Source organism: Hathewaya limosa, assembly GCF_030815255.1.
Lineage (GTDB): Bacteria > Bacillota > Clostridia > Clostridiales > Clostridiaceae > Hathewaya > Hathewaya limosa.
In genome coordinates, this window is the sequence record NZ_JAUSWN010000019.1 from 51,998 (window position 1) to 58,034 (window position 6,037).

Genomic DNA, 6,037 nt, shown 5'->3' on the forward strand with positions numbered 1-6,037 from the left:
CCTAGAGATATTTTTTATTTAAGTAATTTATAAAATTTTATTTATTTTATTTCATTAATTTCTCCAAAGGTATATTAAAAATTTTTCTCCATGATAAAATAATTATTAAAATTAATACTGCTCCATATATATACACACCTATGGGCCAAAAAAATATAAATACAGCATGAACTCCTCCAAAAATACCTGTTAATATGCTTCCTAATAAATAAGGCGCCACATCTCCTTCTGCCTTAATACTTTTATCACTTTCGGAAAAAGGCAACGCCTTATCCATTAGATAAAAGGAGAAAAGATTTAATATAATAATTACTAAGAACACTATTATTAATTGAGGAATAACCTTTATCCCAAAAATAAATACCCACAAAATACTAAGTAAAATAAATATAGGAAATATAAACTTATAAAATATAGCTTTGAAACAACCTTTGAAGATATTTGAAATTTCATCTACTGGAGAAGTTATATAAACCCATGAACCTTGAAATTTTTGCGAATATTTTATGTTTGTAGCAACTGTACATAACAACATTACAGCAAAATAAATCAATAAATAAGTCTTTGAATTATTCATAGATGTTTTCCATTGTGCAAAGCCTTTAACCATATTCTCATGACTTGCTGGAAAGATCATTATTAATGGAAAAGCTAAAGCTAAACCCAGACTAGGATATATTCTAAATTTAATTTCTCTTTCACTACTAAATAAATTATAAGAAAAATTAAAAAATATTCTCTCCTGTCTATTTCTACATATTATTCTACTTATTCTAAATGAAAATTTCTCTTTTTCTTTTTTACTTTTGCATGTATTATTGTTTAATTTTTCTAGATATTCTTCAAACTTAGGTGTCAGTTGCCAATATATAATAATTGAAACTATAGGTATAATTATTGCCAATAATGTATGTGCTATTAAATATCCTTTAATTTCTCCTGATTCAATCATTGTAAGCGGTGATGCAAACCACATTGGAATTACAAAGTAATGCCATAACTTACTTGTAAAATTAACTTGTATATCTACAACATCAAAAATTCTACCTGCCAATTGACTAAAAAGTGTTATAAATATACTTAAAATAATTTGTACAAAGTTTATCATGTCTTTTAGTTTCTCTCCATCAAAAAACTTTAAAACTAAGAAATAAACAAAAGTAGTTATTATTATCATAAATATATCTATACATATTATCTCTAGTAAAAATACTAAGGTAAAAAACACACCATATCTTAATGAAACTAATATAGAAACTCCTGTAAGAGATAATGTTAAACTAAACATATATATAAGTATATGAGTTAATTTAGCTGCATTTAATGTCCTAGAATCTACACCTCTAGTTCCTATTAAGATTTTATCACGAACATCTAAAAGAACTGTTGAAAAATCCGACATAAATATTGTTAGAACAAAAAACATAAGCATAAAAAAATAAACAGTCATCTGCCATAATATATTAATTTTAAATCCTATAAATAAGGCTAAGATAATCCCCATAAAACCATTTAGAACTATAGAAGATTCCATTTTACTTTCTTCTTTATCACTATTTTTTTGCCTATTAAAAACTGTTGGAACCTTTCTTCTGTCCATAGTTAATTTAATTTTTACAATAGACCTCATAATATCATAATCTACACCAAACTTAGTATAAACACTTTTAAACTTGTCTATAAACTTTAAACTCTTAAATTCCTTCATATCTAATTCACTCCTTGTATAATAGAAGTAAATTGTTCTGCTATCTCTTTATGTTCAGTAAAACCTGTAAATTCATTAAATATACTTTCTAATGATCCTTCATGAGATTTTTCCTTAAGTTCTTCAAAAGTTCCATCTGCTGCTATTACACCATTATTTAAAAGTAATATCCTACTGCTTATTTTCTCAACCACATCCATTATATGTGATGAATAAAATATTGTTTTCCCCTGTGCTGCTAAATTAGCTAATATCTCTTTTATTATCATTACACTATTTGCATCCAATCCACTTAAAGGTTCATCTAAAAATAATATATCTGGATCATGTATTAGACTTGCTATTAGTAATATTTTTTGTCTCATACCTTTAGAGTATGTTAAAATTCTAGAATTAAAAGCATTATCCATTCCTAATATTTTCATAAGTTGTCTACTTTTATATAATGCTGTATTATATTCTATACCATATAACTCTCCTACAAATGTAAGATATTCTTTACCAGTTAAGCTGTCATATAACTCTGAGAGTTCAGGTACATATCCTATATGTTTTTTATATTCTCCATTTCCTTTTAAAATATCTTCACCAAAAATTTCAACACTTCCTTTATAATCTCTTAAAAGTCCTAACATTATTTTAACTGTTGTACTTTTTCCTGCCCCATTAGGACCAATATATCCTATAATTTCCCCTTTATGAATATCTAGATTGATTCCTTTTAATACTTGTTTCGTACCAAAAATCATATAAAGATCTCGAATCTTTATTATTACATCCTCTTCCATCATATATTTGTTCCCCCATTATTATTCTGTTAATTTTTTATGAATATTTTAACATTATATATTATTTCTGTCTACATTACTTTACATATAAGTTATTGAAATAATATTGGCCATAAAATAAAAAATATATAGTAAGAATAAGAAAATTAACTTCTTACTCTTTCTATATATTTATAACTTTATGTACATCATAACAAATAAACTTTATACAATTATTTATTTTATAAACTTTTTTATAGGTATTATTGCTATAAGTATTGTAGTTAATACTGCCTCTACTCCTGCACTAGATCCGTTATATATGATAGAGTATAACCAAACATTCATTCCTTTTGGAGCATATTGCCCGAAAAATAATACTCCAGATATTACAGAGGACAAAAGACTTAATCCTGTAGCAAATAAACTTCCTAATATAATGTTATACTTTTTGTCTTTTCCAAAAGTTCCTGCTACCCCTAATGCCATTGTTCCTAAAATATAATCCAACAAAAATTGTAATGGATGTACTATAACTGCTCCATTTAACAACTTAAGTAATCCAAAAATTAAACCACCTGTAACTCCTGGTATATTTCCATATAATATTGAAAGAATCATTACAGGAAGCATAGAAAACAACGTTATTCCCCCGCCCTGAGGATATCTTATAAAGTGAATTAAATATAATACAAAAGATAGAGAACTAATTACCCCTATTTTTACTATCATATTAGTTGTAAATTTATATTTTATTAAATTTATTATATAAATTCCTAATAATCCTATAGATATTATCAAACCAATAATATTAATCATCTTTTGTTCTCCCTAATTACTCTAAATGTCTTATTTATTATAAGCCATATCCCAAAATTGTTTTTCATATTTACTAGATGTTATAAAAATATTTAATAATTCTTTTTTTTCATCTTCAGTTATATCAGTGCAAATTTTATCTACATAATCTAACCATTCATTTGTGAAATCAGTAAACTCTTTTGATGCATATGAATCTATCCAAGGTTTATAAAAATTATTATCTAATTTTTCTTTATAAATTTTTTGAATATATTTTCCTATATAATTATAACTCCATGTACAAGGCAATGTAGCAATAGCGCATTTTCTTATATTTCCCTCTAATGATTTGGATAACATATAGCTTGTATAACTAGTATTAACTATGTTTGATTCCATCTTCTCAACTTGCCATGGTTCAAATCCAAAATTCTTTAAGTATTTAATATGCACTTCTGTCTCATCATTCATAGTTCCCTTTATGGAATTATAAAAAAATTTCATTTCTTCCATAGTTGAAGCCTTTATAATTCCGACACAAAATGATTTAGAGTATTCTTTAAGATATAAATAATCTTGAATAAGATAGTATTGAAACTTTTCTCTTGGTAAACACCCTTCTGCTAACTCTTTTATAAAGGGATGATTTAAATACTCCTCCCATATTTTTTCTGATTTTTGAAACAAATACTGTGTAAATTTCATAATTACTTCACCTTTCTTTAATATCTGCTCCAACAATGAAAAAACTTATTTTAAAAAAATCTTAAAATAAAAAAGTTATGTCCATTTAGGAACATAACTTTTAATTACACATAAAAATACTAATAAAAATAAATTATATGAATATACAATTTCTCTTAGTATTATATTAATAAGCTTTCCTACGCTGGTATTATCCAAATCAGGTTAAAAGGGTTAATAGTTTTACTATCTCTCAGCCTAATGAAAATCGGCACCCCTAGCTAGATATTTATTTATGTAGTTATTATAAAAGATTTAAAACATAAAATCTATATATTTTTTTACCTTTTAAATCTTTTAATAAATTTTCTTTTTATTTGACTTATTTTAATATATAGGTTATAATTAGTTCATAAGTTAGTTGGAACTATAAAGTTAATAATGACGCGGGATGGAGCAGTTGGTAGCTCGTCGGGCTCATAACCCGAAGGTCGTAGGTTCAAGTCCTGTTCCCGCAACCAAAAACCATACTATTAAAGTATGGTTTTTTTATTTTGAATCCATATTAAATTTCCTTGAGTTTAAAATAAACTTAATTGTTCTTCTTTTTTATGTTCTAAAGATGATATAGTTATTCCAATTCTATTTCATTTAACATCTCATTCCCATATTCCTGTATTTCTCTACTTTTACATATGTATTTTAATAATGTTTTACTTTTAGTATGAGTTTCAAAAGAAGTGGTTTTTAATTTTATAGTTATAGTTTTTCCTTGCATATTTTCCTTTTCCAATGTATTTTCTATAAACTCAGCAAAATTTTCTATATACCATTTTAATTGTTGTTTATTTTTTGTATCTTTTTTTAAAGTTATTTCCCTTCCTATAGATTTTCTCTCTCTAAAAGTATTTACCTTTCTATTATCTATTCCACGTATTCTATCATATATCTCCAATCCAGATTTTCCAAAGTAATTAATAATAAAATCTTTTGATAATGCATATAACTCTTCAATATTAAAAACACCTATATTATTAAGTTTTTTAACAGATTTTTTTCCAAGTCCATGAACCTTATTTATTGAAAGTGGAAAAAGTACTTTGGGTACCATTTCCTTCGTTATTACTTTAATACCATTTGGTTTATTCCAATCTGATGCAAGTTTTGCTAAAAATTTATTATAAGATATACCAATGGATAGTGTAAGTCCTAATTCTTTTAAAACATTTTCTTTTATAAGAAGGGCTATTTTAATGGGATCTTTATTTAAATGAGTTATATCCAAATAAGCTTCATCTATACTTACAGGTTCTACATAAGGAGTTACGGAATAAAATATATCAAATATTTTAGATGAAATTTCTTTATATCTATACATTCTAACAGGCAAAAAAATTGCCTTGGAGCATTTTGCTTTAGCTATATAGACAGGCATAGCACTCCTTATTCCATAAGCCCTTGCCTCATAAGAACAAGTTGCAACTACTCCTCTTTCACTAATTCCACCTACAATAACAGGCTTTCCTTTTAATTTGGGATTATCTTTTATTTCTACAGAAGCAAAAAATGCATCCATATCTACATGAAGTATTTTTCTTTCCATACCTTTGGCAATCCTTTCTCTTAAATACTCTTTAAATATTATTATATTCTCTATTTTAAAAAATGCTAAATATTTTTAATATCAGTATGAGTATTAAAAATATTTAGCATTACAATTATTAAAGGAGGTCTTTTGGCTTCCTTTAATTCATATCGAAATAATTATTTTTTAATTTTACTTGACTTGAATCACTATATAGAGTATTATAAATATATAAGTTGTTTGAAATTAATAATTTTAATAATGACGCGGGATGGAGCAGCTGGTAGCTCGTCGGGCTCATAACCCGAAGGTCGTAGGTTCAAGTCCTGCTCCCGCAACCAAAAACCATACTATTAAAGTATGGTTTTTTTATTTTTAATTATTGCAATTTTAAAATGGGGCTGTCGCACTAAAAAATAGTGCGACAGCTTTTTGCGTAAAAAATAAATCTCCCACTCGAAAGAGTGAAAGATTTATAGTAAAATTAATATA

Annotated in this window: 5 protein-coding genes, 2 tRNA genes and 1 riboswitch; of the genes, 2 read left to right on the forward strand and 5 right to left on the reverse strand. The window is 25.9% G+C overall.

The genetic code is table 11. The features are described from left to right. Positions 1 to 46: 46 nt before the first annotated feature. The 4 genes from QOZ93_RS10910 to tenA form a co-directional block, all read right to left on the reverse strand. A complete protein-coding gene (locus QOZ93_RS10910; RefSeq protein WP_307356438.1) occupies positions 47 to 1,708 on the reverse strand; it encodes an ABC transporter permease in 1,662 nt (553 codons plus the stop codon). Between the two features lie 2 nt (positions 1,709 to 1,710). Next, the gene (locus QOZ93_RS10915; protein WP_307356442.1) at positions 1,711 to 2,496 is read right to left on the reverse strand and encodes an ABC transporter ATP-binding protein; all 786 of its coding nucleotides are present in this window, start codon (positions 2,494 to 2,496) and stop codon (positions 1,711 to 1,713) included. Positions 2,497 to 2,712: 216 nt separating this feature from the next. Beyond that, complete coding sequence (gene thiT, locus QOZ93_RS10920) at positions 2,713 to 3,294, reverse strand: energy-coupled thiamine transporter ThiT (protein WP_307356439.1); 582 nt, start codon at positions 3,292 to 3,294, stop codon at positions 2,713 to 2,715. A 30-nt stretch (positions 3,295 to 3,324) separates the two neighbouring features. Then, complete coding sequence (tenA, locus tag QOZ93_RS10925; RefSeq protein ID WP_307356441.1) at positions 3,325 to 3,981, reverse strand: thiaminase II; 657 nt, start codon at positions 3,979 to 3,981, stop codon at positions 3,325 to 3,327. Between the two features lie 159 nt (positions 3,982 to 4,140). Further along, positions 4,141 to 4,249, reverse strand: a riboswitch (TPP riboswitch). 156 nt (positions 4,250 to 4,405) lie between these two features. Between tenA and QOZ93_RS10930 the strand changes: the two genes are divergently transcribed. Continuing rightward, a tRNA-Met gene (locus tag QOZ93_RS10930) sits at positions 4,406 to 4,481 on the forward strand. 110 nt (positions 4,482 to 4,591) lie between these two features. Here QOZ93_RS10930 and QOZ93_RS10935 read toward each other — a convergent pair. Further along, entirely contained in the window at positions 4,592 to 5,563 is a 972-nt protein-coding gene (locus tag QOZ93_RS10935) for a DNA polymerase IV (RefSeq protein WP_422723884.1), read from the reverse strand. A 247-nt stretch (positions 5,564 to 5,810) separates the two neighbouring features. On the opposite strand from QOZ93_RS10935, the gene QOZ93_RS10940 reads away from it, so the two are divergent. Further along, positions 5,811 to 5,886, forward strand: a tRNA-Met gene (locus QOZ93_RS10940). Positions 5,887 to 6,037: the final 151 nt, after the last annotated feature.